The sequence below is a fragment of the Halorientalis marina genome, from assembly GCF_023028345.1.
GTDB lineage: Archaea > Halobacteriota > Halobacteria > Halobacteriales > Haloarculaceae > Halorientalis > Halorientalis marina.
In genome coordinates this window covers 233,539-259,520 of the sequence record NZ_CP095488.1, presented here as the reverse complement: position 1 = coordinate 259,520, position 25,982 = coordinate 233,539, and the positions used below count along the sequence as shown (strand labels likewise).

Here is a 25,982-nt window from a genome sequence, read left to right as displayed (position 1 = left end):
TCACGGAGAGGAAAACTATCTGACTACGGCCCCGTACTTCTGGTATTGTCCCACCCCTGTCCGACTATACTAAGAGACAAAACTAATCGATAGTACTAACTAACTTCGTGATGTGAATGGTGTAATGGCAAGATTAGAAAACGTCTCTGTAGAGGAGTTGGAGGCGGCACTCGAGGAAGCAACCGGAAAACGAGAGACAAAGCGGTTGCTTGTTGCGATTATCTACAAGCGAGGACCGTCTGCACCAATGATCGCAGAGTGGCTTGATACGCGTGAGCAAACGATTTATCGGTGGTTCGGCCGCCTCGAAGAAGAACCGATCAGCGAAGCCGTCCAGGATCGGCAGCGCTCCGGTCGGCCACCGAAACTCGATGATTCTGACCGAGCGGAGTTTCAAGAGGCTGTTCAAAATCCGCCGTCTGAGGCCGGCTACGACCAACCGGCGTGGACGACCGAACTCGCACGACAGTTTCTCCTGGACGAATTTGACGTGGAATATTCCCGGCGTCACGTCCAGAGATTGCTAAAAGACGCCGGTCTTACCTGGCAAACGCCGCGGCCGCAACCGCCGACGGCTGACGAGGATGAACGCACCGAATTTTGGGAAACTACCAAAAAAAATCGATAATTCGCTCTCTGATGAGTACACGACGATTGCGGTCGATCAAACTCGAAAAACAGTCGGCTGTGACTTGTACCACTCGTGGTTTCCGTGCGGAAAGCGCGTCACGTTCCCGTTTTGGCAGCACTCGAAAAAAGGCGTCAAACTCCTCGGCGCAGTTACTGACGAGCGAGAATTGTTCGCAACCGAAGTCGTAGACCGCTTCACAAGCGACGTGACGATCAGATTTCTTCGAGCACTGCAAGATGAGTTTGGCGAGAAATCCACGTGTTGCTGGATAATGCGTCGTATTTCAAGTCGAAGCAGGTGCGCGACTTCATCGAAGAAACGCAGATCGAGGTGACGTACTTTCCGCGTGGATCGCCGGATCTCAACCCTGTCGAGGAGTGCTGGCGCCAATTGAAACGGACTCTCGGCAACCGCTTTTTCGGTTCGATCGACGAGCGCAGACCAGCTATGACTGCTGCACTTGACCAAATCAACCCACCACAGATAACCGATTACTTACGTCGGGCAGTATAGTAGGCGAAAAGACTGCGACAATCGGACGACAGCGGCTCCCCGCCGATGCTACATTCTACATATCTTCTGGGAGTTTAGCGGTCTGCTGAATGCAGAGCGCATAGCGCTCACCACACGCCTCCCGTCACGCTAAACGGGGCGCGAGTAGTGGCCTGTGTGGCATCACCGCCACTGCAGCGAGTAGCCGTCGATCAACCTGGCTCTTCACTATCGTCCTTCAGGGACGACATGATGAGTCGCTTGAGTCCACGTCGAAGGAGCCCACTGGCTGCGGGTTGAGAGATATTCAGATCGGCTGCAACCTCGCTGAGAGTTGCGTTCCGCGGCTCTTCGAAATACCCTGATTCGAGTGCCACAAGGAGTGCTTCTCGTTGGCTATCGGTCAACCCAGCGCCCGTATTACCTAACCCATCGTATTCGTTCACACGCAGTAGATCGATATCGATGTCGTTCTGTCGTGCATATTCCCAGAGATGGGCCAGGTCCGTTCGCTCAGCCATCCATATGGTCATTGTCCAGGCGCTTCCGTCGTTCTCCATGTCGAGGATGACACCGTCCGCCGCCGAAATTACTGGTGAGATGATCTTCGCATCGTCCGTATATTCGAAACTGTAGATCGCCTCCTCGTCTCCAGTATCGATGACTCGCTCGAATCCACCGATGGTGCTATCCTTCCGTAATCCGTCCTCGAACTGGTGGAAATCGGAAGACTCTATATGATAGAAGAATTTTCCCGCCGTCGGGTCAGTTCCTGCTTCTGAAACCGACTTCACTTTCGAACTCCGGTCGTGAGCAACCGTCTGTGTAAGCACGATGTCAGGATGCTTGACTCGGACGACTGTCTTGATATCGCTCATCGTTCTTTGGCTACTATTTTACTTCGTCCAAATTGTATTCAATATTTTATATGACCGGTGAAAATCTACATTTCAGTGCTCGCTAACGGGGGTGTAACGGTGGTCGTATGGTAGCTTAAATGAGTCGGTCGGTCGTGAGTTCTGAATACGAGTCGCGCCTTGAAGCGGTAATCCGCTCGGGTCGTTCCAACTCTGGCCATTATTGATCTATTCCGGTGGTCCAGCACGATGGCCGAGTAGCATCGCCCAGATACGCCTGAACCGACCGGTTTTGAATGTCGTGGTGGTCACCCCAGGGAGGTAGAGGTGTGATTCAGTAGCGCTGGTTCCGTCGCCGTCAGTGCGTTCCTGTGGCATATAAATAAATAGCATAGCCGTGACCGTATCGCTCTGTAGCTTAATCATATAGCCTATTTATATATGGATAGAAAATCCTCTGTCTTCCCGCCCCCTTCCGCACGTCGCTCGGTTGCTACGGCCGAAACAACGAGGAAGTTAACACAGGAGACAGATTCAGCGGCCGCCACGACTCACGTTTGAGCGCATTGGACCCTCCTTTTATGTACCGTGTGAGAGAGACGGGAGTTCACGGATTTTCACATCTGGTATAAGCGTGTTATACGCTTAACCCGTGGAATATTACAATTACGAGTCTTCCTTTCGTTAGAATGGCTGTAGGAGATCTAGCGTTGACTGGGGTGATGGCTATTCTCCTTGTCGGCATTGTCGCGTTACTCACGCGCGTCGAGAACTGGCGGTCGTACACGCCACTAGCCGAGGGTGGGACAGCGACCGGAGAGGACGCCGTCCCCCTCACCCGGGAGAAACCCACTGGGCTAATTCGCTGGCTGACGACCGTCGATCACAAAGACATCGGCCTACTGTACGGACTGTTCGCCATCATCGCGTTCGCCGTCGGTGGCATTATGGCGATGCTCATTCGCATCCAGCTTATCGTCCCAGGAGGGGCGATTCTGGGAACGAGCGCCTATAACTCTATCATGACGAGTCACGGGATCACGATGCTGTTCCTGTTCGGGACGCCGATCATCGCGGCGTTTGCGAACTACTTCATCCCGCTTCTGATCGGTGCGGACGACATGGCCTTCCCGCGGATCAACGCCATCGCCTTCTGGCTATTGCCCCCCGCGGCACTGCTGATCTGGGCTGGGTTCTTCACCGCCCCTCTCACCGGAAACGCGGTCGAACCCGCCCAGACCGCCTGGACGATGTACACGCCGCTGTCGGCCGAACAGGCCAACCCTGGCGTTGACTTGATGCTGCTGGGCCTGCACCTTTCGGGAGTCTCCACGACGATGGGCGCGATCAACTTCATCGCGACAGTCTTCACCGAGCGCGGTGAGGACGTCTCCTGGGCGAATCTCGACATTTTCTCGTGGACTGTCTTGACCCAATCGGCGCTCATTCTCTTTTCGTTCCCGCTGCTGGGTAGCGCTCTTGTCATGCTCCTTTTGGACCGGAACTTCGCCACGACGTTCTTCGCGGTCGAGGGCGGGAGTCCGATCCTGTGGCAACACCTGTTCTGGTTCTTCGGTCACCCCGAAGTGTACATCCTCGTGCTCCCGCCGATGGGCCTGGTCAGTCTCATCCTGCCGAAGTTCTCTGGCCGCAAGCTGTTCGGGTTCGAGTTCATCGTCTACTCTACGCTGGCCATCGGTGTGCTCTCTTTCGGTGTGTGGGCTCACCACATGTTCACGACCGGGATGGACCCACGGCTACAGGCCTCGTTTATGGCCGTCTCGATCGCTATCTCGATCCCCAGCGCAGTCAAGACGTTCAACTGGATTACGACGATGTGGAACGGCCGCCTCCGACTGGCCACGCCGATGCTGTTCTGTATCGGGTTCGTCTCGAACTTCATCATCGGCGGCGTTACCGGCGTCTTCCTCGCCGCGATCCCAGTCAATCTAGTGCTGCACGACACCTACTACGTCGTCGGGCACTTCCACTACATACTTATGGGCGCTCTCGGCTTCGGTATCTTCGCGGGCATCTACTACTGGTTCCCGATCTTCACGGGCCGGATGTACCAGCGCACACTCGGGAAGGCCCACTTCTGGCTCTCGATGATCGGAACTAACCTCACCTTCTTTGCGATGCTGGCGCTGGGCTATCTGGGGATGCCCCGTCGGTACGCCACCTACCAGTTCGACGGTGCTCTCGCACCGCTGGCACAGGTCAGTACCTTCCACCTGCTGGCCAGCGGGGGCGCCTTCATATTGCTAGTCGGTCAACTCGTTTTCGTCTGGAACTTGCTGCAGTCCTGGCTCGAAGGGCCGAAAGTCGCGGACGGCGACCCGTGGAACCTCGAACGCGACGGGATGCTGGATAAGGAGTGGAACTGGTTCGACCGTAAACTGGAGACCGCTATCGCTGACGGCGGTCGAGAATCGGCCGAGGACGATTCTCGAGCACACCAGAAATCGGAGAGTTCTGGGGACGGCGAGGATGAGGAGCAAGCAGCGCTGATCGACGGCAGCGAACCAACCGAAGACTGACGCTGCCGACGTTATTTTTCGAGTTTTTTGATTTCTATACAGCATATGATCGAACTGCCCTGTTGCATACATCCTCTATATGCAGCAGTCGATTTCTGACGTGAGTACGACACAGTTGACACGAGAGTCAACAAATGGTACGCCTGGGGCGAGAATAGCTGAAGATTCCATTAGAGGCACTGTCGCTTTCGCCCCCCTGTGCCCGTTCTGGACACAGCAGTACAGAGCGACACCGGCACGAGATCGCGATCAGGATCGGAATAGCGGCCCCACATCGTCACGCATCCAGTCGAGACGACGATTCCGGCCGTTCAAAATCCGGGGCAGAACCCGCAAGGAATGTATCAGATCGCGAACCGTGGTCGAACTAGGAACCCCGGTAACAGTCGTGAGTGCCAGCGCCCCCCCAGACACGGGGTCGCGGTCGTATGAAAGACCAGTTGCGTCGGTACGACTCCTGGCCAACGGGAACAGACGAAGTTTCAAAATCGGCCACTGTCTTGCGGTTATATGATTTTGAACGGGGCAGTCGGCCTCGTTTCCAGCGCCCGCGGGGTCACGCCGTGATTCGAACTGCCATCCGAGCGCCACGCTCGGCCTGTTATCCGGTCCGTCTCTCCCGTGTGGGCGTCCACACGCTGGGTCCCCTCGTTCGTTCATAGTCGTTGGTTTGCTTCGCTCACGAGTTACGATTCCGGATCGAAGACCGGTCTTTGAATGACACGCATCGGCAGCGTGGACTATGTGGAGACAGCCATCCTCGCTGGTGACCGTCTTGAACAGTCGATACCGATGATGAGAGTGTCTACCGTTACGGTTTCCTCGAGTGGGCTATCCGGCAGTTCATCATCGGGCACGGCTGGTGTGTTACTCAGTCAGACCGAACACTCTTTGCGCCGGGAACGGTACGATTTGACAGTATGAGTTCGACGGTCCAGGTCGTGAAGACGCCCGACGTGCTCCACGGAGAGCCCCGCCTCGAGGGAACGCGCGTCGGTGTCCTCCAGATCGGCGAGCTGGTTCGCGAGCGCGAGTGGGAGTTCGACGAGGTCGCCGACCAACTGGACCTCGACATCGCGCAGGTCAGGGCAGCGACCGACTACTACGACGAACACCCGGAACTGATGGAGACGCTCCGGGCACAGAAGGAGGCCCGACAGCAGTCGGTCGCCGCCCAGAGTCGCGCGCCGGAATAGATGCGGATTCTCTGCGACCAGAACGTCCCCGCGAAGTACATCGCGGCGCTCGAATCCATCGACGGTTTCACAGTGTCTACCGTCGAAGACGCTCTCCAGCACGACGCGACGGATACGGAAATCGCGGCCTTTGCAAAGCAAAAAATGACAATTAACCACCAATTGATGTCGTCGCGCGTCAGTCGTCGTCGGCCTTGTACGCGCCACTGCGATGCTCGATACTGTAGATATCCAGTACCTGTTCGGCGTGATTGCAGTCGGCAGCGAGTCGGAACTGGCCGATACGGAGTTTCGAGTGTGGTGCGCCAGTCAGTGGTTCCAGATAGTCGTCCGGGGCCCGCCACTGATCGTTCACGATTTCATCGAGTTTGTCGGTGATTCGGTCCTGCGCGTGGTCGTCGAGATCGTCGTAGGTTTGCTTGGCGGGCTTGCGAAACTGCCAGGTCCACTCCTCGTCACTCATCGTCGCCGAGGATCTCCTCGCGGGAGAACGTCTCGCTCTCGCCGGTCCGACGGGCGTGTTCGACGGCGGCGATCTGCTTCCAGCTCTCGCGGGTCAGGTCCGGATGCCGAACCGCGTCTCGGAGCGCCTCCCGGATGAACTCGCTCCGGCTTTTGTACCCCTCGTCCTGCCACGTCGCGTCGATGTCCTCGAGAAACGTCTCGGTCAGCCTGATGTTGACGTTCGTCTTCTCCGGATCGCCGCTATTTGTATCTGTATTCGACATACAAGAGTGTTACACCTATCGAATAAAGAGTGTTTTCCTCAAGCCGCACAGACTCCACCCGCTAGGATCTCAGACAGTGGCCTCACAGACCGGAGGATTCAGTCCATCTCCCGCCGATCAACGGCTGGCTGACAGCCGTGAAAACTCTGGACGATCCTCGCCAGGGCCCATCTCGATTTTGCACGGTTATAAGTCACCGTTTTCGTGGTACAGCGACTCTGAAAGGGTTAATTTCTATCGTGGCCGGTTCGAAGCAACGGATTTGCTAGCAGTCAATCACGATTACCGGGCGAGCCACCTCGTGCCTTCGTTGCTGACGAGCAGCAGGGTGGGAGGTAATCAATCGCCGATTGATGCTAGAGCGGTTGCTGCCGCTGCACAGGACAATTGGTTTCCAAACCAATACCATTATGGCATTGGCCTGTGTACAAATAGTCGAGGATGGGGTCGGTGACAGCCGACGACCTCAATGGTGTGAGTGAGGCCCAGAAGTACCCCGACGGGACGGTCATCCGCGTATTCTGTATGCGGACTAACCAGGACGCGTACCAGTCAGGGTGGGCCTACAAGCTCCACTACGGCGCGACGCAGCCGGACCCTCCCCAGACGCTCGACGACGGGACGATTCGCCGATACGATAACTCCCACGAGGACACGAAGGGGCACGAATTACACGTCGCACCGGAGCCCGACCCAGAGACGACCGAATTCCCGGGTATGGTCGAACTCTGGGACCGGTTCTGGAGCGAGGTGCCGAAAGACGAGTTCGAGGTCGACTCACAAGGTGATCACAATGACTGATACCACACCACCGCTGCATCCGATGGAACGCGAACAGCTCCAGGCCGAATCGACGCTCGTCGTGACCGTGAAATCGGCCGAGGAGTTCCACGATGACGTGACTGCCAGCATCGAGGACCTTGCTGCGGATGACACGGCGGACTCGACGCCGACGCTCTCGTTCACCAGCTACGACGACCTTCTTGAGACGCTGACGCCGCGGACGCTCGAGCTCATCGAAGCTATCCGTCGCGACGAACCGGCCAGTATCAACGAGACGGCACGGGTCGTTGAACGAGACGTAAAGAACGTCCACGAGGAACTCAGCCGACTCGCTCAACTGGGTATCATCTACTTCGAAGAAGATGGCCAGCGGAAACGACCGGTCGTCTGGTTCGACGAACTCGTTATCAACCTTCCGTTCGATCCAGAGGCTGGCGATACGGCAGCAGCGCCATCCTGAACCGTGGAGCGTTGCGGTGTGTGATTTTTCGCGTCTGGGATCTATCGAGACTCGCCGTCAACTGTAGTCGTCCGTGAGACTATAGACCGGAGCATATAATAAATTATTTCTTTCTATTAGCAAACCAGAGTTTGGGCTATATGAAAATATATTAGTAGCCATAATTCGTAGACAGAATCGTGGGAACATGTCCCAATGTAAAAACTGCGGCGAGCACGTTTCCGAGCGGTTCCGGCGAGTGTTCGGCGACGAGCATGGGGAGGTATACGCCTGTCCGAACTGTTCGGCGAACGCCGGGATCGGTGATACGAGCCGGCAACGTGCAACGGACGACTGACAGTGATCCAGCGGAAGCGGATCGGCGTCGGCGTGAACCCGAACGAATGGACTCGCGTACTGGTCGACAGCCTCCGGCCACGCGGCGTCTCCAATGACGAGCAACATCCCAACGACCGGCCGCAACCGGTGGCCCGTCGGACGAACGTCGGAAGTGGTCCGACCATTATAGGGATTAGTGGGCGGAGTACCGGCGTCGGTACAGAGCCGAACACGACGAGGACTGGGAGACAACTACCCTTGAGGAAGTAGACCCCGTGCTATCGTTTCAGTCGAATACGGGCGACCCACTCGAAGAGGAAGCACCGCTCCCGGCGTTCAGACGGTGTGTAGGTCGTACCCGTCGGCGACGAGTGCAGCCACGTCCGGCGAGTGTTCCTCACCCACGATCTCGAAGCCTTCGGCTTTCACAGCCTCGGCGACACCCTTGAACGTGGCACAGTGGTCACAGACACCCGCGATGAGATCCTCGATCCCACGACGGGCGACCCTTCACCAATCCGTCTGACTCACAGGTGTTCGATAAGTTCGACGCGGGCACCGTTGGGATCAGTGAGGAACGCGATCCGGAGGTCGCCGAACGTGGTCGGGGGCATGAAAACCGGCACGTTCGCCGCATCGAGATCGGTTACCGCGGCGTCGACGTCCGGGACGACGTATCCAAAGTGGAGGAAGCCGGTCGGGACGGACTCGACCAGTCCAGCAGCCTCGTACGGCGCCTCGTCGAACAGATAGAGGAGCTTGTCCCCGATATCGAGCGTGACGTGATTGACGTCGGTCGCGCTGCCGCTACCGTCCGCGCTTCCTCGTTCGACGACGGACGCATCGAAGTGGTCCTGATAAAACCCCTCGCTCGCATCGAGGTCGTCGGTCTTGATCGCGACGTGAAAAAACGACTCTGGGTCCATACCGGAAATTGCAGTCCCCGGGCTGAAAAGCGTGGAGTTGTCGCTGGTGGACGAGCTAAGGGCGATCGATCGCCCTCACCGCTACACGTGGACCCGGACAACGTGACCGCCACAGCCACACTGTTCGTCGTACTCCCAGTCGACGTCGTCTCCGAACTCGTCTCCGAGCGCCGAATAGAGCATTGGCGGTTTCCCGGTTCATACTCCCAGTTCAAACGGTCAAAGCCGCCGCTGTCCAGCGATTCACCAGAGCCGTCTGGATGGATTGGCTGTACTACGACTGCGGTGTTGATATCTGGCGATCGTTCGGCATCCGCTGGACCGCTCAATCACCGAGCACTTATCGCACCGCGGGTCCCACCGGGACCGAATCCGGAGAGACTGCGTCGCTCCTTCGTGTGCCGTCCTCAGTGGAGCGTATCGAGCAGGAAGATGGCCAGAAAGCCAACGAAAAACAGCGTCGTCGACACCGGCGTCTCGGGGACTTCCGCTGCTTTCACGAGCAGTTCCTCGGTGACGAGGTACAACAGGGCGGCGGAACCGAACGCGAGGATGATCGCGATCGGAGCGCCGGTCACGCCGTCCAGTGCGAGTACGCCAGCGATCACGCCCGTCGTTAGCAGGACGCCGAACGCCGTCGGGACGGCGAGTTTCCGAATCATGCTCAGGTCTCGTGGCAATGCGACGACCCCGGCGACACCGAGAAAGAGTACCTCGATGGCAAGTGCCACGGCGATGATGATGCCGGTATCGGGATTGTCGAGGAAGGTGACGCCGATCAACACCCCGTCGATGACCATGTCGATCCCGACGGTGATGAGCAACCCGGCCGCACCGGCGAACTGCCCGCCGATACCGCGCTTCTCGATCGTCTTGCTCAGACGGTGGATCCCCAGCATCGTCGCGACCCCGATGGCGAACCCGAGGACGACGATCTGTGGTGCTCGGCCGTGAATGTCAGGCAGCAACTCTGCGGCGACGGCAGCGATGACGACCCCTGCCGCGAAGTGCTGGACGTTGCTTTCCATCTGCGGGCTCGGCGGTCGGTAGACTGCGATCACACCGCCGACGAGGGCGGCCACGACCGCGAGCGCCGTATACGACAGCGCCTGCGCGAGTACCATGTCTGTTCATGACGACCGGAGCCTCAAGGCTCTTGACCGGGCAGCCGTCGCAAGCCGAAGGGAGACGCGTCGCCGAGAACCGCGCGTCCCGCATTCAACGGATCCCACGTGCGAAGCAGCCACTGTCCGGTTCGTGTGAGTATCTGACGAAACCCCGGCCTTCGGGCCCGTCACACAGCGGTTTGGTCCGGTTGTCTCCGCCCCAGGGTCGACACACGGCCTGTCGTCCCGGACGTTCCAGCCCGGAGCGCCGCAGTCGGCGGCTTCACACCGGTCGCGACCAGTCCCGTCGGATTGGAGGGGTAGGTCCGACGGCTGGACCTGTGTCATGCGGCCGAATCGACCGTAATCCTGTCGGCGTCGATCGAGACGACGACCCGGTCCAGCGTGGCGGTGAACTGCTGGCGGTGGTGGCCGTCGGCGTCGAACGAAAGCGACGTCTCGACGACACCGATCGCTTCCAGTCGGTTGAGACGGCGGTAGACGGTGGGCCGGGAGAGATCGAGTTGGTCGGCGATCTCCCGCGCCGGGAGGGGGTCCTCGCTGATCGTCGTCAAAATCTCCCGTGCGCTGTCGTCACTCAGCAGGGAGAGCAATTCGTCTGAATCGGCCGAATCGTTCGATCCGGCCGCGGCGTCGGGGCCGCTCTGTGAAAGTTCTGCGTCGGTCCGTCCGCGGGTTTGGGGGACAGTTTCGGGCATCGTCGTATCCATGTCTTTCGAGCGGTCCCCCGAGTAACGCGGTGCTACTAATCTGGAACCCCTGGTTCGCCCGCCTCTAGTTATCTTAACCAGCGGGCAAATACGCGTGATTGCAACGGTAGCGAGGCGAAAGCCAACGGCTCTGGCTGTGTCCCGGCACGGTCGGCCCCACTCCCCTCTGTCCCGGGCGATTCTCTCCCGTCGTCGCGGGAGCGTAGTGTTCCGTCGGCGAGTGTCAAACGGCCCGCTGTTGATCCGACAGGCCTGCGTGGCCGCTGCCCGATGTCAGTCACCGATATCCGATGCCGAACCCTCGTCGAAGAAGGCGTCGAGTAACTTCCGCTGTGCGTTCCGAAGGTGATAGAGGACCGTGGGACCGGCGATGTCGAGCGCTTCCGCGACCTCCTCGGACGTACTCCCTCGCGGCGAGGTGAAATAATCCGAGAGGTGTGCGGTCCTGAGTACCGTTCGCTGTTTGTCCGTCAGTGCCTCCGCGAGGTCGTTCCGAAACGCCTCCATCGTTTCCGGTTCCCGTGCCTGTGTCTCCTTCGAGAGGATCTCGGTCTCGTCGAATCTGTCGCTCACGGTCGTGACCACGTCCCTGACGTCCCCGTCGGAGGGTAGGTCGGCGACGATCTCGGCAGAGCGCGGGGTGTACGTCGCATCCGTGATCGTTGCACCCCGATCCGACAGCGCCGTGATCGGTGTCGCTCCCGACACGCCGACCTCCAGCAGTTGCGTCTCCTCCCCCTCTTGGACTGCCCGTACGGACGAGACCTCGGTGTGGCCATCCAGCGCCGATACCACCGCCTCGGTCGCCTCTGGCGCACGGAGATAACACATGACAGTCTCGTCCTCACGGAGGACGGCACCGTCGAGGGCGAGTCGGTCGTCGGCTGTTTCGGCCGCGACGACGAACGGGATCGTGTCGTCCGCGACCGAGAGGGTCAGTTCGGTGACCGTGTCGGCGAACAGGAGGTCGGCCTGTTGAATGGCGTTGACGGCGAACCCGGCGAGTGCCCCGAGTGTTTCGAGGCTCGCGACCTCCTGTTCGCTGAACCCGTCCTCGCGGGTGGCGTACACGCCCATGACGCCGTAGACGGTCTCGCCGTACGCGAGCGGAACCGCGATCGACGACTGGAGCCCACGTCCGAACGCCGCCACTCGTAGTTCGCGTGGCATGTCGTCCTCGTCCGCGATGGTCTGGACGACGCGGGTGGATTCGGTCTCGACGGCGAGTCGCTCGGGGACACCACTGCCAGTCCCGAGTTGGTCGCTGATCGTGTCGAGCAGTTCCGGCGCGTCACCTGCTGACGCGGCGATCTGAAGCTGGTCGTCGGTGAGGTCCCGTTCGCCGATCCACGCGAACTCGTACAGGTCGGTCGTCCCGAGTCGGTCACACACCGTGTGCCAGACTTCCTCGCGTGCCGAGGCGTCGATGATCTTCCGCAGGACCGTCGCAACGAGCGAGTCTATCGCCTCGACGCGCTCCAGTCGGTGTTCGAGCCGGTCGATCGTCCGCGTTCGATCGTGACGGCGGGTCCGGTCGCGCACGTACAGGAGGACACCGTCGTCGTCACCGAACAGATCGATCTCCAACCACCTGTCGATCTCCGGGTAGTACTCCTCGATCGACTGCTCGTCGGGCGGGTCCCCGGCGAAGGCTTCCCGAAGCGTTCCGTTTGCGGACCTGGGGAGCGCCGACGACACGTCTCGTCCGACCAGTTCTCCAGCATCCGCGTCTAGCGTCGTCGCCGCCGCCGGGTTCGCCGCTTCGATCTCACCGTCGAGAGTCGTTTCCAGCACACCGACCGGGGCACGCTGCAGGTTCTCGTTCATGCCGGGACCGCTTACGAGTGCATGCCACCCGGCCGGTATAGAACTTACCGACTCGGCGCTCCGACCGTCCGTCTCCCGGCGCGGTACGGGTCTCCACGCCGTCGGTGTCTCGACGGTCGTTCACGTGCCAGGCCCCTCAGGGAAGATGCTCGTACGGATCGTCTTCGAACACCCAGTAGACACCGAGACAGAACCACAGGACGAACGCGCCGAGCCCACAATAAAACGCGTCCACGCTGATCGGACCGACCGAGACGACGGCCGCTCCCGGGCCGGAGCGCACGAGGAGAAACACCGTCCCGCAGAGGCCACCGACGATCGGTATCACGCGGTGTACGAGATCGTCGTACCGTCTCCACCAGTCCATCCGAAGAGCGTTACTGTCTGCTCGTTTCGACGCCACGGAACTCGAAACGTGCGCCGCCGCCCTCGCCGTTCCGGAGCGTGACGGTCCAGCCGTGTGCCACCGCGATCCGTTCGACGATGGTCAAGCCGAGCCCGGTTCCACCGTCGGCGTCGGTGTACCCTGGATCGAACACCTCGGCTCGTTCGTCCTGGGGGACGCCGGGCCCGTCGTCTGCGACATAAAAGCCGCCGTCGATTGTCCCCACCCGGATCGTGAGTCCGTCCTGGTCCGGTTCGGAATCGCCGCTCGCCTCGGCCGCCGGGCCGTCAGTCCGGCCGTGTTCGGCGCTGTTCCGAAAGAGGTTCTCGAAGAGCCGCTGGAGACGGTCGGGGTCGGCCGTGATCGCGGGCAGATCCGATCCGAGCGTGAGCGACGCATGGGGCGTATCGACCGTCTCCCAGGCGTCCGCTGCGATGGCATCGATCTCGACGGCTGGCGACGGGGAAATCACCCCCTCTCGACGGGCCAGCGTGAGCACGTCCTGGATGATCCGTTCCATCCGGTCATGTGCCTGTTCGAGGCTGTCGAAGTGCGTTTGTTCGCCCGTTTCGCGGGCCGCCTGCAGGTGCGCTTTCGCCACGTCGAGCGGGTTCCGGAGGTCGTGGCTGATGACGCTCGCGATCTGTTCGCCCGCGAAATCTTCGCCGCGGTCAATCGGTACCTCGGTGACGACGATCGTCCCGTGCTGGTCTCGGGTTTCGCTGGCCTCGAGCTGGTACGTCCTGTCTCCTGTGCCGTTGGCATCGGCACCGGCCCCATCGGCGCTAACTAACACGTCGACCGGGTCGCCGGCCACGAGGGCCTGACAGAGCTCGTCGATATCCCGGTCCCGGGCGGCAAGTTCGTTCTCCGTCCACCAGGTCCGAAACGAGCCGTCGGTCCCACCGACAGCGAAGGTCGACTCGAACCGGTCGTTCGCCTCGGTCAGTACCACCGTGTCGTCTCGGACCGCGTACCGGGCGAGGGGCTTCGGGACCGCGTCCACCGGGATCGTGCCGTCGTTTCGGTCCGCCTGGCAGTCGTCGCTATCCACGGTGATCACCGACCCGTCGGTGGAGCGAACCGAGACCACAGTGGCGCAGACGATGGGCCATCCGCCTCCGTCCCGGTCCGCTGTGGACTGGATTCGGGGACATCCTTACTCGGGAGGTGACACCCCTCGCACTTAGGTTGTTGTTCTAGCAGTCCTAACATCACGGCTAGACCGCAGGGCGGCGGGCAGACACCGACGACCTGTGCGACCCTCGACACCGGACATGCCCACGTGATGCGAACGCGGATTTGCCGACCGCGGCGGCGAAAGCCCCGCCGACGGGAACGCGCCGTAGGCCGCCGCCCGACTGAACCGCCAGCCGAACACGCGTACCAAACAGGCGCGACCACGACGAAAGCCACGCCCAGCCGTCCGATCCAGGGTGATTTCGAACTCCTGGAGCTGGACGTGTACACCTGCTCCGTTCGAGGTCACACGGTCCTCCGGTGGCGTTTCACTGTCGATCGACAGTTGCTATCCTTGCTCTGAAACCGTCGAAACAGGGAACTCCCCGGGTGCGTGGAGGGGGAGCGTCAGCGGGGTCGTGGAGGGAGGGCGTCAGCGGGCGCGCTGAGAGGGTTCACCGCTGGGGTCGGCGTCGGAAACGGTAGCATCGGCGACGGCGATTCGGTCGGCACCGATCGAGACGACGACCTGGTCCAGCGCGGCGTGGAACTGCTTGCAGTGATGGCCGTCGGGGTCGAGCGAGAACGAGGTCTCGACGACGCCCATGGCTTCCAGTTGGTTGAGACGGCGGTAGACGGTCGTTCGGGAGATGTCGAGACGGTCGGCGATCTCCCGGGCCCGCAGTTGCTCCTCGGTGATCGCCGTCAAAATCTCCCGTGCGCTGTCGTCGCTCAGCAGGGAGAGCAGCTCGGCGGAATCGGCCATGTCGGTCACTCGGGTCGCGGCCTCGGGGTCGTTCCGTGACGGTTCCGTGTCGGCCCGCGTGCGATCGCGGTGGACGGTTTCGGGCATCGTCGTAGCTACGTCTTCCGAGCCCTCTTCCCTGTAATCCGGCGCTACCAATCGTGACCCGGGGCCAGTCCCCGCTCTAGCTATCTTCACTTCCGGGCTGCACTGGTCGGATGACGTCGAACGGCGCGTATTATGTGTCCTGAGCGTAAGACGTACACAACACGATGTCAGGCGAAATGCGCGTGACGCTGCCACGGGTGCTGCTGGTGGACGACGAGAAAGAGGTCGCCGACGCGTACGCGCTCCGACTCGAGGATGTCGCCGACGTCACGATCGCCTACAGCGGCGAGGAGGCGCTCGAAACCGTCGATCCGGCGGACGCGCCCGACGTGGTTTTGCTAGATCGGCACATGCCTGGACTGTCGGGCGACGAGGTGCTCAAAGAGTTGCGCGACATGGAGATGCGCACGCAGGTGATCATGGTGACGGCGATCGATCCCGGGCTCGAGATTCTCGACCTGCCGTTCGACGAGTACCTGTGTAAACCCGTCGAGCGTGAGGACGTCCGGGCCGCCGTCGACCAGCAGTGTCAGGTCCTGGCATACGACCTGCTCGGCCAGTACTTCCAGTTCGAGTCGAAGCGGGCGGTCATCGAGGCGGAACTGCCACCCGAGCAGCTCGACGGACACGAGGAGTTCGCCGAACTCGACCGCCGGACCGACGAGCTTCGCGACCGCGCGTGCCGCCTGCTCCCCGACGCCGACGACGTGTTGGACACCTTTTCCGGGATCGATCGCGAGGGATACTGAACTACACACAGCGATCACCTGCCTCGACGTGAACGCCGAGGTCTGTCGGTGGACCCCCGGTCTGTCCACTACACTGTGGAAGGCGAATAGTCGCCGTTCCCGTTCACTGTCCCCGACTTGAGGGCAAGGTGATTGGTCGCCCGTCCAGAACCAGACTTGAGCCGATTCTGGACGTACCTGTGTGCGATATTCCGTGCCGCATTGTAGTCGGCGTGTAGCTCTTTGCCGCACTTCTGACAGGCAAACTCGTTACCGTCGCGGTTGTCTTCGTGCGTGAAGCCACAGTCGGCGTGACTGCACCGTTGACTGGTGTATGCCGGATGGACTGACTCGACGGCGATTCCTTCAGCACGGGCTTTGTATGCCGTTTGGCGTTTCAACTCGCGGAACGCCCACTGCTGGAACTTCGAGGCGTTCGAGATACGTTCCCGTATCTGTTCCAGGTCCTCGAAAACGATAACAGAACAGTCCTGTGACACGGCTTGTTCGACCAGCCGTTTTGACGCTTGGTGTAGGAAGCCCTCTGGCCAGTTAGCGAAGGTGTCACCGATGGACTGAATCGTAAGGTGTGCGCTCCGCGTCCCCTGCTGTTGGAGCCGAGCGCGACGACGTTCGTACTCGCGGCGCTTGTGGTTTAGTAGGTCAGCGTTGCCGATGAACGCTCCCGTGCTGGTGACGGCCAGATACCCGTCCACGTTCCGGTCTACACCGAGAACTGTTCGGCTCTCGGCTTCTTCCGATGAGTCTTCGCGTTCCTGTGTGACGGAAACGTGTAGATAGTAGGTATCGGTCTGGCGGTCGTAGCGGAGTTTCGCGCCCTGTTTGGCCCACTCGTCGCTTTCCATATATTCGGCTTGGGGTGAGTCGTCCGGGTAGACGTACTCAGCATGGACACGCCCACTGCCGTGAGAGGGTACGCGGTGAGGTCACCGCCTTGTGGCGGTTTTCACCCTCAATTGCCCCGTCGATCCTGGGCTTTCCGTTGTGACAGGTGGATCTAATGGGTGCCAGATATAAAAATCAGCGGCTGATTGCCTCCGAGGCAACTTCGAAGGGTCGAGTCAGATGCGGCTGATACCCACCGCGATATCAGTTGATCAGACAATTGCTCAACAATCGTTGTCCCGCCGCAGCCATCAACCACCAATGTAGCCGCACCTGCTGTCTCCGATTCGGGCAAACGATGGCTACACACCGTCGGAAGAAGCTCGGCTGCGTCTACCGTGGGCTGCTTTGTGTGCAGACCCTCCCGAAGATATCGAGGCCAACGTAGTCCCGCTCGACGAGGCTGTCGACGAGGATGACTGAACTGATCGAGGATGTCCTCAGTGGCATGACTATCTGTGCAGAGATAGTTTTATTTCATACGTCGGTGGAAAATACTCATACTGTTAGATACGATACCGATAACTAACGATGATGGAGTTCATCGATGAGACCGCGGCGAAAATCATGTTAGCGGCGCAGCCAGGAGACTCGATTCGGCGAATCGCCCAGAAGATCGACGGCTCCTACTCGTGGGTCTATGAGTGGCTCGAACGGCTGGACGAGGCAGGTTTCGTCCGGCGCGATAATGGCGTCTACATCGAGAACTATGAGGTCAGAGACCGGTACCGCGACATGGTCGGGGCCCTCTCCCGATCGGTTCCACCGTCGATTGACGACGGCTACGTCATTCCACACTTCGCCGATATGCCGTTCGCGTACACGAAAATCGACAGTGTCTATGTCTGGACCCATGGCGGGTATCAGATTGCCCGTGGTCACGACGACTATCCGATCTTTATCCAGGTCCGCGACAAAGATGTCGAACGGTGGACTGCATTCTTTGATGAATTCGGGATTCCGAGTCGGATCGAAGAACGACCAGATGCGACCGACTATGACGCGACCGTCTCATACGTGTTGTTCCCGACGAGCGAAGAGATAACGTGCGAATGGGTCGACGGCAACCCAGTCGTTCCGTTGGACGAAACGATCGACCACATGATGGAGTACCGGGTGAACTACGAGCCGGCGTTAGAGATGATCGCAGAGGAGCACGACTGTGATATCGATGCATCCCACGAGGATCCACGTCTGAACGCATGAGTCTGGGCGAGCGGGAAGACGAGCTGCTGGATACGCGTTAACTGCCCCGCGCACGGTGGCGCGGGGCTTGTCAGTGAACTCGGCCTCTGCCGACAGTTAGTCGGACGGGACGAATCCACGGTTCGGCGTCACAGTTCCTGACTTCAGGGCGAGTTGACTGTCGCCCGTCCGCCGCGACGACTGTAGACCGCGACGGACATACCGCCACCCAACATTCTTCGCACCCACGTAATCTGCATTCTGAGTTGCACCGCACGACTCACACTCGAACTCCGCCTGCCTGACGCGATTCCCGTCGCTCGTGTGACCACATTCGGGACACCGTCGACTCGTGTTCTTCGGATCAACAAACTCGACGCTAATCCCTTCGGCTTCAGCCTTGTACTCAACGAGGTCAACGAGCTGCCGGTGCGCCCACTGGTGGAACTCTTTGACGGGAGGCGCACGCTCCCTGATGTGTTTCAGGTTCTCGAACGCGATGTACTCGCAATCGTGAGTACGTGCTTCTTCGAGAATCTGATTCGCAACTTGATGGAGTTGGTCACGAAGATACCGTGATTCCCTACCGCTCATCTTCTGAATCGTCCGATGGGCGGATTGTGTACCAGTCTGCTGGAGATCGCCGCGTATCCGCTCAAACTCTCGATGCTGGTGTCGAAGTTCTCTGCCGGAGGCGAAGTACGCTGTACTAGTGGTGGCGATGTTGACGATACCGAGGTCAACGCCGAGAACTGTCCTGTCCTCGTCGTCACCCTGTTGTTCAACCTGTTTCTCGGGTTTGTCCTTTCGAAACCCAAGGTGGAGGTAGTAGTCGCCATCACGCTTTGACAGCGTAGACTCTGTTACTTCCCACTCGACATCAGTGAGGTATTCGTATTGATACCCGTCTTCTTCGTCGGGGAGATTCAGGCCACACCGAATCCGGCCATCGACAGTGGAGAGCGAAACAGACCCATCATCGAACAGCATCATCGTCCGGGTGTCGTATTTCACCGTGTTACTGGTGAACTCTGGTTGAGACGTTTTGTAGTGTTCATCAAGGTCTTCGATTGCGTCGACACCATCGAGTCCGGCTGCGGCCTGATGGGTGGCGAGAATTGCGTGCTGACTCCCGAGACGTGTTTCCTCCAACACTGTGTTGTAGGCGAGGTCTTGGAGGTAGGTTTTCCGCGTCTCACCTGCATCCCATCCGATGCGACTACTGATGTTACAGGCATCTTTCCACTCGCCGATGGTGGCGTCGAGCAGGTCCTGTTGCTCGTCGGTGAGGATGGGACGGGTGATTGCGGTGCGTCTCAGGTAGTCGTCTGCCACGAGTTTCAACAGATAGTAGAGGTAGTTAGTAGTCCGTGGTTTGTGGCAGCGAGTGTCGGCTTCAACCCCGCCCACGGTGGGGCGGGGAATCCGCCTCGCTACCTAGTTTGAAACACAGAATTAAATCACCCATCCATCGTAATGCAGTCGAAATAGTCGACTATTCATGTACCAATCAGTCAACCGGCATCGCCGAGCCGGTCGGCGAGCGCATCCATCATTTCCCACAGGAGCCCGGTCACCGAGCGTGCGTCGAACGAGACTGGCACGTACGTGTACTCCTTAGTCGTGCCCTCGCGCTCCTGATAGTGGAGCAAGCCGTCGACGTGTGGGTTCGGTTCGCAGTGGAGTCCACAGTCGAGACCGTCCGGATCGCTGTAATGGAGGGTGTAGTACGCCCGAATCGGTGTTCGCTTCCAGGTGTCGCTCTCGCGATCAGATGCGTCGGGCCCAGGTGACGGATCCGGGATCCACGTCAGCCGGAGCGATGCTGTCTCCCCTGAGTGACCGAACCACGATGGGTCGAGAGTCGCTCGCAGTTCCCGATACGCGTCCGGCGGGTCCCCCTTGACAGCTCGAACGGCAGGGTGTCGCGCTAACTCGCCGCGCAACTCGCGGAGGATGCGGTGTCGATCCCGGCCAGAATCCGCCGTCATCCTGTGATCGATGACGGATCGGCTGACCAGGTATCGTAGTTCTCGATGGCGTCCTGCACGAGCGAGAGTTGGTATCGGGCGAGTTCCCAATCGCTTGCGACCGCGACGAGTTCGTGCGCCCGTTCAGCAGCGACATCGTCTTTGGCCGCTCGTTCACGCAGGGCCGCCGGGGAATCAGCGTCATACTCGGCCTTCCAGGCCGCAATGTCGTCTTTCAATTCGGCGGCCTGCTCCGACAGTTCGCGTTTCGTCGTCTCCTTGAGCAACTCCCTGACATCCCGGAGCCGCGTGTACAGCGGGTCTGGATAGTAGTGGCGGGTTCTATCGTTCTCGGTCGCTGTCACCACACCGAGATCGACGAGTCGGCGCAGGTGGTCCCGGGCCGTATTCGGTGAGACGCCCGCTTCCGTTGCGATCCACGACGCTGGCCGCGGCTCCGAGAGCGTCATCGTGACCGATTTCACTCGGTCGAACGCCGACGCGTGCTCTTTCCACGTCTCGACCCAGTCGGTCTCGTCTGGCGGATTCTCGGGCGGCATACTGGACAGCAAACATTCGAGCGTAATATTTCTACTCCTCCGCAAATTATTGCGCGAGCCCGCTATTGACCGATTTAGACCCGTCGATTGCCGTGTCTTGGTCCCAGTGACCAGCCAGTGAAATATACTGGAAAATAGTAAAATCGAAGTTAGTAAAATCGAGATTTAGATAGTCGAAAGCATAATCGGTGCTGGGAGGGGATAGTACGTATGGCTAACCAACGTTTCGTCAACCGGGAGGACGAACTTGAACTGCTAAATTCGCGGTTCGAGAGCGACAGTGCCGAACTGATTGTTGTCTACGGGCGACGACGGCTCGGCAAGAGTTCGCTCGTGCGTGAAGCGGTTCAGAGCCGTGAGGACTCCGTCTACTGGCAGGCAACCGAGGAGACCGCGGCCGCACAACTCGCTAACTTCGTCGACACGGCCAGCGAGACGGTTCCACTACTGGAGGACATTCAGCGCGACTGGGAAGCCCTACTCCGGGCACTCGGTCGCGAAGACGCAATCGTCGTCCTGGACGAATTCCCCTATCTCGTCGAATCCGACGACGCACTCCCGTCGAAAATACAGCGCGTCTGGGACACGCATCTCGAGGAGACGGACACGACACTCGTGCTCGTCGGCTCGTCGATCAGCATCATGGAAGACAAGGTCCTCAGCGGTGGCAGCCCGTTGTACGGCCGTCGAACGGCGACCATCGACCTCCCCCCGCTCGACCTCGCGGACGCACAGCAGTTCTACCCCAGCGACGACCCGGACACAGTCATCCAGGCTTGGAGTGTCTTCGGCGGGACGCCGTACTATCTCCAGGCGCTCGATCCATCTCGCTCGCTGGCAGAGAACGTCCAGTCACAGGTACTCTCGGAACACGGCGTCCTCCACAACGAACCGGAGTTCCTGCTGCGGACGGAGTTCGGGATTCGGGAGCCACAGACGTACTACACGATTCTCCGGGCAATCGCGACCGGCAAGCGAGCTGCCAACGAGATCGCCGGGTTCGCGGGGGTCGACTCCAACGCGCTGGGTTCGTATCTCTCGAAGCTCCGCAGACTGCGTCTCGTCGAACGCGATATTCCCGTGACCGCCGATCCTAACTCGACGCGGAAGAGTCGGTACCGGCTGAAGGAACCGCTGTTCCGGTTCTGGTTCCGGTACGTCTACGGCCAGCAGGGCGAACTCGTCCAGCTTGACGAAGACGCTTACGAGCAGGCCGTCGAGCCAACCTTCACCGACTACATGGGAACGATGTTCGAGCGAGTCTGTCAGAACGCGCTTCCGTCGCTGATCCCCAAAACGTACCAGGGTATCGGCTACTGGTGGCACAAACAGCACGAGATCGACGTCGTGGGACTCGCGAGTGACGGCACACTTGTTGCAGGCGAGTGCAAGTACACCAGCCGAGAGATGACCGAAGGCGACTTGGCCGACCTCGAACGGACAACATCAGAGGTCCAGTGGACGCCAGCCAACGAAAGCAACCGGACGGAGCAGTATTGCTGTTTCTGCCGCTCCGGGTTTTCCGATGGCCTGCGACAGGTGGCTGCGGAACGTGACGACCTGTCACTGTTCACGCCCAGTGACATCGTGCCGGGCGGTATCGATGGGTGACAACGAAGGACCCTCAAGTGTGCTCGGCAGCGGTGTGCTGTCGTGTGGTATCAGGCATTGTATCGATCTTCGAGGTCGTCGAGCGCGCGCCGGAACTGCTCGTCGTTGATTCGTGGTTCCGTCGTTGCTCGCGTCTCTAGCACGCCGACGTACGTGTCGAACGCTTCGGGATCTGGATTGGTCGCGAGGACACACTCCACGTAGCCATCGAGTGCCCGCTGGATGGCCCGTGCGTAGTGATCGTAGGCACCGTCGACTAGGTTGTATCGCTCGTCGACCTCCTCGAAGAGTGCTCGGTAGACAGTGGCGGCCGCGAGATGCCGTTCGCGGTCGCGGTACTCCTCGGCAATCTCGAAAAACCGCGAGAAGTCGATGGCTTCGAACACGACCGGGTCAGCGTGTGCCTCGAACAGGTGGCCGATTTCCTTGCGGTACTCGTCGACCGATTTGTGGTCATCGCCGAAGCGTGCGAGAAACTGGTCGCGCAGCTCCGCGTTCTCGGCGAGTGCATCGCGGACGAACGCACGTAGCTCCTCGGCGGATACGTCTGCGAGGACTGTCTCGATGTCCTCACTTTCGTCCCGTGGCGGGCTCGCGGCGACATCCAGCAATACGGCGACAACGTGCTTGCAGTCGCCGCTTCCAGCATACGGACAGGTACACCGCGTGTCGAGGTCTCGCCCATCAAACTCGACAGTCACGTCGTACAAGCTCGACCCATGGACTGTCGCCGTAACCCGCTCGTCGAAGCGGTCGAGGCGCTGGATACGTCCCTCGTCGCGGTAGTTCACACCACGCTCGAAGACGGCATCCGTACACCGCTTCCGGATCGTCGCCTCGTCGACGTTCATGCCCACGAGTATGCCGCTTACAGTCGTACCGTTTCCGGTTCAATCAGTCCTGTCCCCAGCCCCACCGCCGACATCCTCTTCACCGTCGAACAGTTCACTGAGCGTTTACATTTTCACTCTCATCACTGGCCTCACTATCGTACATCTCCTCGAAATTCCGTTCATTGCGAATCAGTTCGTGGATTCCGTCAGTTAGCGCAACCCGGCCGAACACCGTCGGTCGATACGTCGTCGACGTCTCCGTCGTTCCGTGTTCCGTGTACTCCCATCGCTCGACCAAGAACACATCACACAGCGTCTCAACGTGGTCCACTACGGGTTCTTTTTCGTCGATAGCCAGCTCTCGTTCAATAGCATCGGGACTCAGTTCTCCCTCCTGAACAAGCAACCGCAGGATCTCGTACCGCGTTTGATTCCCGAGTGCGCGATGCATCGAGAGATATTTCTCGAATTCTAGCGTTGGGTTCTCCGGCAGGAGGGGTAAATCCTCCTCCGTATCCGCAGTTGTTTCCTGCCGTCCGTCGCGCTGCTCGGGTGACATACCGTTTCGGTCGCGACTGTCGCCAGAGTGCGTCCTGAGCGAGGTGAGCAGCTCATGGCGCGCTTCAGGCGGCAACTCGACGGTAATCTGCTCGCCCTCCGGCGTCGTGAACGACAATTCCCATTCGCAACTGCCTGGGCCAACTGGCCGCAAATCAAGACTCCCTCGTTCATCCACGTTGAACCGGCGGTCCTCTCCAGTCATGTCACTTTCTACGAACTCAACGCTGGTAAAACGTCGCCGCCCTGCTCCTGTGACCAACCACAATAGAAGCCTACCCCTGTCGTACCCAGGAACACAGGAATATGATGGCCCCGTCGTCCAAGATTCAGGGGGCAACTCCCTCACACTCTTTTGCTGCTGGTGCGATATCATAATCCATGGACGATTTAGAACGTGCAATCGAGATTGCTCTCGATGCCTACGAAGGACAGACCGACAAGGCGGGCGAGACCTACATCCGCCATCCGCTTCGCGTAATGGAACAGGTGGAGACGCGTCGCCAACGGGTTGTCGCGGTACTGCATGATGTCGTTGAGGATTCAGAGTACGACTTGGGTCAGATTGAGGATGCATTCGATGCTGAGATTCGGGATGCGGTCGATGCGATGACCAAGCGTGATGGTGAGGATTATCTCGATGATTTTATTCCGCGGGTCGCGGAAAACGACATCGCGCGAGCGGTCAAATTTGCGGACATCGAGGACAATATGGACATCACGCGCCTGCCAGAGGTGTCGGATGACGTCCTTGAGAAGCAGGCAACCTACCATTCGGCTTGGCAGCGGCTTCAGGGCGACTGACTCCTCACTCTCCCTCTGGGATGCCCTTACAGAGATATTGCAATCGCGTTCAGTTGCCCATCAACACTAACCAGCAATCATAGCAGAGGGCACTCTGAGCGTGGTCCTTGACCGGGAACTTGCGCTTACAGTTGCGGCAGACGAACGTCTCCGGCATCTCAAATCGTCCACATTCAAGAATCGTCTGCCTGTTCCTGTCGCCGACGATCTTCCTCGGTATACCCACCGGTCTGGCCCTTTTGTCGGGCTTCGCTGATGTTCCGCGATGTCGATCGATAGGCTTCCTTTGTGCCTTCGCCGCTGTGGCTCATGTCGAGAGATTTGTCGCGGTCCATGCCCATTTTCTCGGCTGTCAGTGCGGCGTCCTGATTGGCGCCGATGAATAGGAACTCCCAGCCTTCGTCCTGTCGTTGCTTGACGCGTTCGCGGACGGCGTCCTGTGGCGTCTCGGAAGCATTCTCTTTGCCGTCGGTCAACACGACCACGATGACGTTGTCCGGCCGGTCACTGTCTGGTGCTGTCTCGATGTGATCGGCTGTTTCGTCGATCGCCCGCGTGATTGCATCGTGGAGCGCGGTCTTCCCGCCCGGTCGATAGTTCTCGTTGTCGAGTTTCGGCGCGTCCGCAATCGGAATGTCCTGATAGACCATCTCCACAGTGTCGCTGAAATCGTAGAGCGTGACTGTGGCGGACCCTTCTTCCTCGCGCTGTTCTTGGAGGAAGATATTGAACCCGCCTTTCGTGTCGTCCGCGATTTTCGACATCGATCCGGAAGAATCCAGTACGAAAGTGACGTGAGTTTTCATGCATAATATTTGTTCTATTGACATAATAATGTTCGGTCGGCGCGGGGCAAAACGAGTGAGAATCCCGTGAAGGACTGACGCTGCTGGTGGACATGCTGTCAGAAGACAGTGATAGATGATTTATCGGTTGACATATTTACAATCCGGCACTGCGAACTCCCAGTAGTCAGAGCGCACGTCTATGTTCGACAGGGAGACACTCGACACCGAACACCTCGTGCCCGCCGCCGTACCAGCCGACGATGTCCTCGTCGCTGCCGATATGGACAACCCCGAGTCAGTCCGACTTCGCTGTGCGATCTGCGGGACGCCAGAAGCGGCCGCGTCGAACCTCCCGGTCGGCTATTCGAATCCGGTCTGCCAGGCCTGCGACGACCTCGCTGTCAGCGCCACAGGTGACGAGCCGTGGCACGGCTATCCACCGGGCCAGGAACCTGACTCCGACAGTGGCACAATTCAGCTGGCGCCTGATCACGGCGAGAATCCCGTGTACATCAGGGGTGTCAAATGCTGGCGGCGCTATCGCTTCGGCGGTTGGATTACGCGTCGCGATGCCTATGACTGTGCCTCGCTCGAAGAGTTCCAGAATCTGCACCGCGTCGGCGGGAACTGGATACACGCATTCAACGTGCCTCAACCCGACGGTGTCGACCTCCCGGAGGGTGACTGCCAGGAGCACATTGAGACACTTGACCACCTCGAACGGATTCGCGAGGATGCTACAGCCCTCCGCAATGACACAAGCACGAGCACCACTCTCGACGATCTCGATCGCCGGGTCGGCGCGTCCGTACTGGCCCCGCTTCCAGATGACGCGCCGCTAGCCACGCCAGCTACGAAGGACGATTACACAGACTACGTGCGCCACATGGCACGGCACCAAATCGAGGAGATGCCGGTCGCCCGGTTGTGTAAACGGTACTACGGAGACGCGCCATCGCAGACCGAGTGAACCGCCGCCGACAACACTCTACTCTGATTTGGAAATGTGATGTTCGGCAAACAGTAA

General features: G+C 59.6%; 28 protein-coding genes and 3 pseudogenes. 13 read left to right on the top strand and 18 right to left on the bottom strand.

The genetic code is table 11. From position 1 onward, the window contains the following. Positions 1-124 precede the first annotated feature (124 nt). Both MUG96_RS20220 and MUG96_RS20215 read left to right on the top strand, forming a co-directional pair. Positions 125-628: an IS630 family transposase gene (locus tag MUG96_RS20220; protein ID WP_246988871.1), complete on the top strand. Its 504-nt coding sequence runs from the start codon at positions 125-127 to the stop codon at positions 626-628. 261 nt (positions 629-889) lie between these two features. Continuing rightward, a complete protein-coding gene (locus MUG96_RS20215) occupies positions 890-1,144 on the top strand; it encodes a transposase (RefSeq protein WP_246988869.1) in 255 nt (84 codons plus the stop codon). Between the two features lie 191 nt (positions 1,145-1,335). On the opposite strand, the gene MUG96_RS20210 is transcribed toward MUG96_RS20215, so the two are convergent. Next, positions 1,336-2,001: a helix-turn-helix domain-containing protein gene (locus tag MUG96_RS20210; RefSeq protein ID WP_246988867.1), complete on the bottom strand. Its 666-nt coding sequence runs from the start codon at positions 1,999-2,001 to the stop codon at positions 1,336-1,338. Positions 2,002-2,669: 668 nt separating this feature from the next. Between MUG96_RS20210 and MUG96_RS20205 the strand changes: the two genes are divergently transcribed. From MUG96_RS20205 to MUG96_RS24310, 3 genes and pseudogenes are all read left to right on the top strand, one after another. After that, positions 2,670-4,520, top strand: a complete 1,851-nt coding sequence (locus MUG96_RS20205) for a cytochrome c oxidase subunit I (RefSeq protein ID WP_246988865.1) — start codon at positions 2,670-2,672, stop codon at positions 4,518-4,520. A 920-nt stretch (positions 4,521-5,440) separates the two neighbouring features. Beyond that, the gene (locus tag MUG96_RS20200; RefSeq protein ID WP_246988863.1) at positions 5,441-5,716 is read left to right on the top strand and encodes a DUF433 domain-containing protein; all 276 of its coding nucleotides are present in this window, start codon (positions 5,441-5,443) and stop codon (positions 5,714-5,716) included. Beyond that, positions 5,717-5,851: pseudogene (locus MUG96_RS24310) on the top strand (DUF5615 family PIN-like protein); the annotation flags it as partial. Between the two features lie 43 nt (positions 5,852-5,894). Here MUG96_RS24310 and MUG96_RS20195 read toward each other — a convergent pair. Further along, entirely contained in the window at positions 5,895-6,179 is a 285-nt protein-coding gene (locus tag MUG96_RS20195) for a type II toxin-antitoxin system RelE family toxin (RefSeq protein ID WP_246988861.1), read from the bottom strand. Beyond that, positions 6,172-6,444, bottom strand: coding sequence for a ribbon-helix-helix domain-containing protein (locus MUG96_RS20190; RefSeq protein ID WP_246988859.1), 273 nt, complete (start codon positions 6,442-6,444; stop codon positions 6,172-6,174). The genes MUG96_RS20195 and MUG96_RS20190 overlap by 8 nt, the downstream gene beginning before the upstream one ends. Positions 6,445-6,885: 441 nt before the next feature. On the opposite strand from MUG96_RS20190, the gene MUG96_RS20185 reads away from it, so the two are divergent. The 3 genes from MUG96_RS20185 (at position 6,886) to MUG96_RS24425 (ending at position 8,024) form a co-directional block, all read left to right on the top strand. Then, the gene (locus tag MUG96_RS20185) at positions 6,886-7,245 is read left to right on the top strand and encodes a toxin-antitoxin system TumE family protein (RefSeq protein ID WP_246988857.1); all 360 of its coding nucleotides are present in this window, start codon (positions 6,886-6,888) and stop codon (positions 7,243-7,245) included. Next, positions 7,238-7,687: an HVO_A0114 family putative DNA-binding protein gene (locus tag MUG96_RS20180; RefSeq protein WP_246988855.1), complete on the top strand. Its 450-nt coding sequence runs from the start codon at positions 7,238-7,240 to the stop codon at positions 7,685-7,687. Before MUG96_RS20185 ends, MUG96_RS20180 begins: the two co-directional genes overlap by 8 nt. Before the next feature lie 187 nt (positions 7,688-7,874). Further along, on the top strand, positions 7,875-8,024 hold the full coding sequence (locus MUG96_RS24425; RefSeq protein ID WP_443984569.1) for a DUF7563 family protein: 150 nt from the start codon (positions 7,875-7,877) through the stop codon (positions 8,022-8,024). A gap of 508 nt (positions 8,025-8,532) precedes the next feature. Here MUG96_RS24425 and MUG96_RS20175 read toward each other — a convergent pair. The 8 genes and pseudogenes from MUG96_RS20175 to MUG96_RS20140 form a co-directional block, all read right to left on the bottom strand. Further along, the gene (locus MUG96_RS20175) at positions 8,533-8,931 is read right to left on the bottom strand and encodes a VOC family protein (RefSeq protein ID WP_246988853.1); all 399 of its coding nucleotides are present in this window, start codon (positions 8,929-8,931) and stop codon (positions 8,533-8,535) included. Between the two features lie 81 nt (positions 8,932-9,012). Continuing rightward, positions 9,013-9,111, bottom strand: a pseudogene (locus MUG96_RS20170) (CGCGG family putative rSAM-modified RiPP protein); the annotation flags it as partial. 227 nt (positions 9,112-9,338) lie between these two features. Continuing rightward, positions 9,339-10,055 (bottom strand): ZIP family metal transporter, encoded by a 717-nt coding sequence (locus MUG96_RS20165; protein WP_246988851.1) that lies wholly within the window; start codon positions 10,053-10,055, stop codon positions 9,339-9,341. 326 nt (positions 10,056-10,381) lie between these two features. Further along, complete coding sequence (locus MUG96_RS20160; protein WP_246988849.1) at positions 10,382-10,768, bottom strand: ArsR/SmtB family transcription factor; 387 nt, start codon at positions 10,766-10,768, stop codon at positions 10,382-10,384. A gap of 273 nt (positions 10,769-11,041) precedes the next feature. After that, a complete protein-coding gene (locus MUG96_RS20155) occupies positions 11,042-12,595 on the bottom strand; it encodes a bacterio-opsin activator domain-containing protein (protein ID WP_246988847.1) in 1,554 nt (517 codons plus the stop codon). Between the two features lie 136 nt (positions 12,596-12,731). Further along, the gene (locus tag MUG96_RS20150) at positions 12,732-12,962 is read right to left on the bottom strand and encodes a hypothetical protein (protein ID WP_246988845.1); all 231 of its coding nucleotides are present in this window, start codon (positions 12,960-12,962) and stop codon (positions 12,732-12,734) included. Between the two features lie 10 nt (positions 12,963-12,972). Then, entirely contained in the window at positions 12,973-14,043 is a 1,071-nt protein-coding gene (locus MUG96_RS20145) for a sensor histidine kinase (protein WP_246988843.1), read from the bottom strand. Positions 14,044-14,592: 549 nt separating this feature from the next. After that, positions 14,593-15,012 (bottom strand): ArsR/SmtB family transcription factor, encoded by a 420-nt coding sequence (locus MUG96_RS20140; RefSeq protein WP_246988841.1) that lies wholly within the window; start codon positions 15,010-15,012, stop codon positions 14,593-14,595. A 164-nt stretch (positions 15,013-15,176) separates the two neighbouring features. On the opposite strand from MUG96_RS20140, the gene MUG96_RS20135 reads away from it, so the two are divergent. Beyond that, positions 15,177-15,761, top strand: coding sequence for a response regulator (locus tag MUG96_RS20135; protein WP_246988839.1), 585 nt, complete (start codon positions 15,177-15,179; stop codon positions 15,759-15,761). A 68-nt stretch (positions 15,762-15,829) separates the two neighbouring features. On the opposite strand, the pseudogene MUG96_RS20130 reads toward MUG96_RS20135, so the two are convergent. Beyond that, positions 15,830-16,672, bottom strand: a pseudogene (locus MUG96_RS20130) (RNA-guided endonuclease InsQ/TnpB family protein); the annotation flags it as partial. Positions 16,673-17,180: 508 nt separating this feature from the next. Between MUG96_RS20130 and MUG96_RS20125 the strand changes: the two are divergent. Continuing rightward, positions 17,181-17,852: a helix-turn-helix domain-containing protein gene (locus MUG96_RS20125; protein WP_246988837.1), complete on the top strand. Its 672-nt coding sequence runs from the start codon at positions 17,181-17,183 to the stop codon at positions 17,850-17,852. A gap of 96 nt (positions 17,853-17,948) precedes the next feature. Here the strand turns inward: MUG96_RS20125 and MUG96_RS20120 are convergent, their stop codons facing one another. The 3 genes from MUG96_RS20120 to MUG96_RS20110 form a co-directional block, all read right to left on the bottom strand. Next, positions 17,949-19,166 (bottom strand): RNA-guided endonuclease InsQ/TnpB family protein, encoded by a 1,218-nt coding sequence (locus MUG96_RS20120; protein ID WP_246988835.1) that lies wholly within the window; start codon positions 19,164-19,166, stop codon positions 17,949-17,951. 179 nt (positions 19,167-19,345) lie between these two features. Next, positions 19,346-19,822: a hypothetical protein gene (locus MUG96_RS20115; protein ID WP_246988833.1), complete on the bottom strand. Its 477-nt coding sequence runs from the start codon at positions 19,820-19,822 to the stop codon at positions 19,346-19,348. Further along, on the bottom strand, positions 19,819-20,361 hold the full coding sequence (locus MUG96_RS20110) for a helix-turn-helix domain-containing protein (RefSeq protein WP_246988831.1): 543 nt from the start codon (positions 20,359-20,361) through the stop codon (positions 19,819-19,821). Before MUG96_RS20110 ends, MUG96_RS20115 begins: the two co-directional genes overlap by 4 nt. A gap of 210 nt (positions 20,362-20,571) precedes the next feature. Between MUG96_RS20110 and MUG96_RS20105 the strand changes: the two genes are divergently transcribed. After that, positions 20,572-21,972 (top strand): ATP-binding protein, encoded by a 1,401-nt coding sequence (locus MUG96_RS20105; RefSeq protein WP_246988829.1) that lies wholly within the window; start codon positions 20,572-20,574, stop codon positions 21,970-21,972. Positions 21,973-22,022: 50 nt separating this feature from the next. Here the strand turns inward: MUG96_RS20105 and MUG96_RS20100 are convergent, their stop codons facing one another. Next, the gene (locus MUG96_RS20100; RefSeq protein WP_246988827.1) at positions 22,023-22,823 is read right to left on the bottom strand and encodes an SWIM zinc finger family protein; all 801 of its coding nucleotides are present in this window, start codon (positions 22,821-22,823) and stop codon (positions 22,023-22,025) included. A gap of 94 nt (positions 22,824-22,917) precedes the next feature. Next, the gene (locus MUG96_RS20095; protein WP_246988825.1) at positions 22,918-23,568 is read right to left on the bottom strand and encodes a helix-turn-helix domain-containing protein; all 651 of its coding nucleotides are present in this window, start codon (positions 23,566-23,568) and stop codon (positions 22,918-22,920) included. 176 nt (positions 23,569-23,744) lie between these two features. Here MUG96_RS20095 and MUG96_RS20090 point away from each other — a divergent pair, with 176 nt between their 5' ends. Beyond that, positions 23,745-24,167 carry an HD domain-containing protein gene (locus MUG96_RS20090; RefSeq protein WP_246988823.1) on the top strand — a complete coding sequence of 141 codons (423 nt, stop codon included), beginning with the start codon at positions 23,745-23,747 and terminating at the stop codon, positions 24,165-24,167. 173 nt (positions 24,168-24,340) lie between these two features. On the opposite strand, the gene MUG96_RS20085 is transcribed toward MUG96_RS20090, so the two are convergent. Then, positions 24,341-24,973, bottom strand: a complete 633-nt coding sequence (locus MUG96_RS20085; RefSeq protein WP_246988821.1) for a vWA domain-containing protein — start codon at positions 24,971-24,973, stop codon at positions 24,341-24,343. Positions 24,974-25,154: 181 nt separating this feature from the next. Between MUG96_RS20085 and MUG96_RS20080 the strand changes: the two genes are divergently transcribed. Next, positions 25,155-25,925, top strand: a complete 771-nt coding sequence (locus tag MUG96_RS20080; RefSeq protein ID WP_246988819.1) for a hypothetical protein — start codon at positions 25,155-25,157, stop codon at positions 25,923-25,925. Positions 25,926-25,982: the final 57 nt, after the last annotated feature.

Coding starts and splice junctions, on each gene's coding strand:
- MUG96_RS20100 (WP_246988827.1), bottom strand. CDS start 22,823: ATGAACGTCGACGAGGCGACGATCCGGAAGCGGTGTACGGATGCCGTC.
- MUG96_RS20095 (WP_246988825.1), bottom strand. CDS start 23,568: ATGACTGGAGAGGACCGCCGGTTCAACGTGGATGAACGAGGGAGTCTT.
- MUG96_RS20160 (WP_246988849.1), bottom strand. CDS start 10,768: ATGGATACGACGATGCCCGAAACTGTCCCCCAAACCCGCGGACGGACC.
- MUG96_RS20110 (WP_246988831.1), bottom strand. CDS start 20,361: ATGCCGCCCGAGAATCCGCCAGACGAGACCGACTGGGTCGAGACGTGG.
- MUG96_RS20200 (WP_246988863.1), top strand. CDS start 5,441: ATGAGTTCGACGGTCCAGGTCGTGAAGACGCCCGACGTGCTCCACGGA.
- MUG96_RS20190 (WP_246988859.1), bottom strand. CDS start 6,444: ATGTCGAATACAGATACAAATAGCGGCGATCCGGAGAAGACGAACGTC.
- MUG96_RS20140 (WP_246988841.1), bottom strand. CDS start 15,012: ATGCCCGAAACCGTCCACCGCGATCGCACGCGGGCCGACACGGAACCG.
- MUG96_RS20165 (WP_246988851.1), bottom strand. CDS start 10,055: ATGGTACTCGCGCAGGCGCTGTCGTATACGGCGCTCGCGGTCGTGGCC.
- MUG96_RS20210 (WP_246988867.1), bottom strand. CDS start 2,001: ATGAGCGATATCAAGACAGTCGTCCGAGTCAAGCATCCTGACATCGTG.
- MUG96_RS20135 (WP_246988839.1), top strand. CDS start 15,177: ATGTCAGGCGAAATGCGCGTGACGCTGCCACGGGTGCTGCTGGTGGAC.
- MUG96_RS20090 (WP_246988823.1), top strand. CDS start 23,745: ATGGACGATTTAGAACGTGCAATCGAGATTGCTCTCGATGCCTACGAA.
- MUG96_RS20185 (WP_246988857.1), top strand. CDS start 6,886: ATGGGGTCGGTGACAGCCGACGACCTCAATGGTGTGAGTGAGGCCCAG.
- MUG96_RS20180 (WP_246988855.1), top strand. CDS start 7,238: ATGACTGATACCACACCACCGCTGCATCCGATGGAACGCGAACAGCTC.
- MUG96_RS20175 (WP_246988853.1), bottom strand. CDS start 8,931: ATGGACCCAGAGTCGTTTTTTCACGTCGCGATCAAGACCGACGACCTC.
- MUG96_RS20220 (WP_246988871.1), top strand. CDS start 125: ATGGCAAGATTAGAAAACGTCTCTGTAGAGGAGTTGGAGGCGGCACTC.
- MUG96_RS20195 (WP_246988861.1), bottom strand. CDS start 6,179: ATGAGTGACGAGGAGTGGACCTGGCAGTTTCGCAAGCCCGCCAAGCAA.
- MUG96_RS20150 (WP_246988845.1), bottom strand. CDS start 12,962: ATGGACTGGTGGAGACGGTACGACGATCTCGTACACCGCGTGATACCG.
- MUG96_RS20085 (WP_246988821.1), bottom strand. CDS start 24,973: ATGAAAACTCACGTCACTTTCGTACTGGATTCTTCCGGATCGATGTCG.
- MUG96_RS20205 (WP_246988865.1), top strand. CDS start 2,670: ATGGCTGTAGGAGATCTAGCGTTGACTGGGGTGATGGCTATTCTCCTT.
- MUG96_RS20125 (WP_246988837.1), top strand. CDS start 17,181: ATGGAGTTCATCGATGAGACCGCGGCGAAAATCATGTTAGCGGCGCAG.
- MUG96_RS20155 (WP_246988847.1), bottom strand. CDS start 12,595: ATGAACGAGAACCTGCAGCGTGCCCCGGTCGGTGTGCTGGAAACGACT.
- MUG96_RS20115 (WP_246988833.1), bottom strand. CDS start 19,822: ATGACGGCGGATTCTGGCCGGGATCGACACCGCATCCTCCGCGAGTTG.
- MUG96_RS20080 (WP_246988819.1), top strand. CDS start 25,155: ATGTTCGACAGGGAGACACTCGACACCGAACACCTCGTGCCCGCCGCC.
- MUG96_RS24425 (WP_443984569.1), top strand. CDS start 7,875: ATGTCCCAATGTAAAAACTGCGGCGAGCACGTTTCCGAGCGGTTCCGG.
- MUG96_RS20105 (WP_246988829.1), top strand. CDS start 20,572: ATGGCTAACCAACGTTTCGTCAACCGGGAGGACGAACTTGAACTGCTA.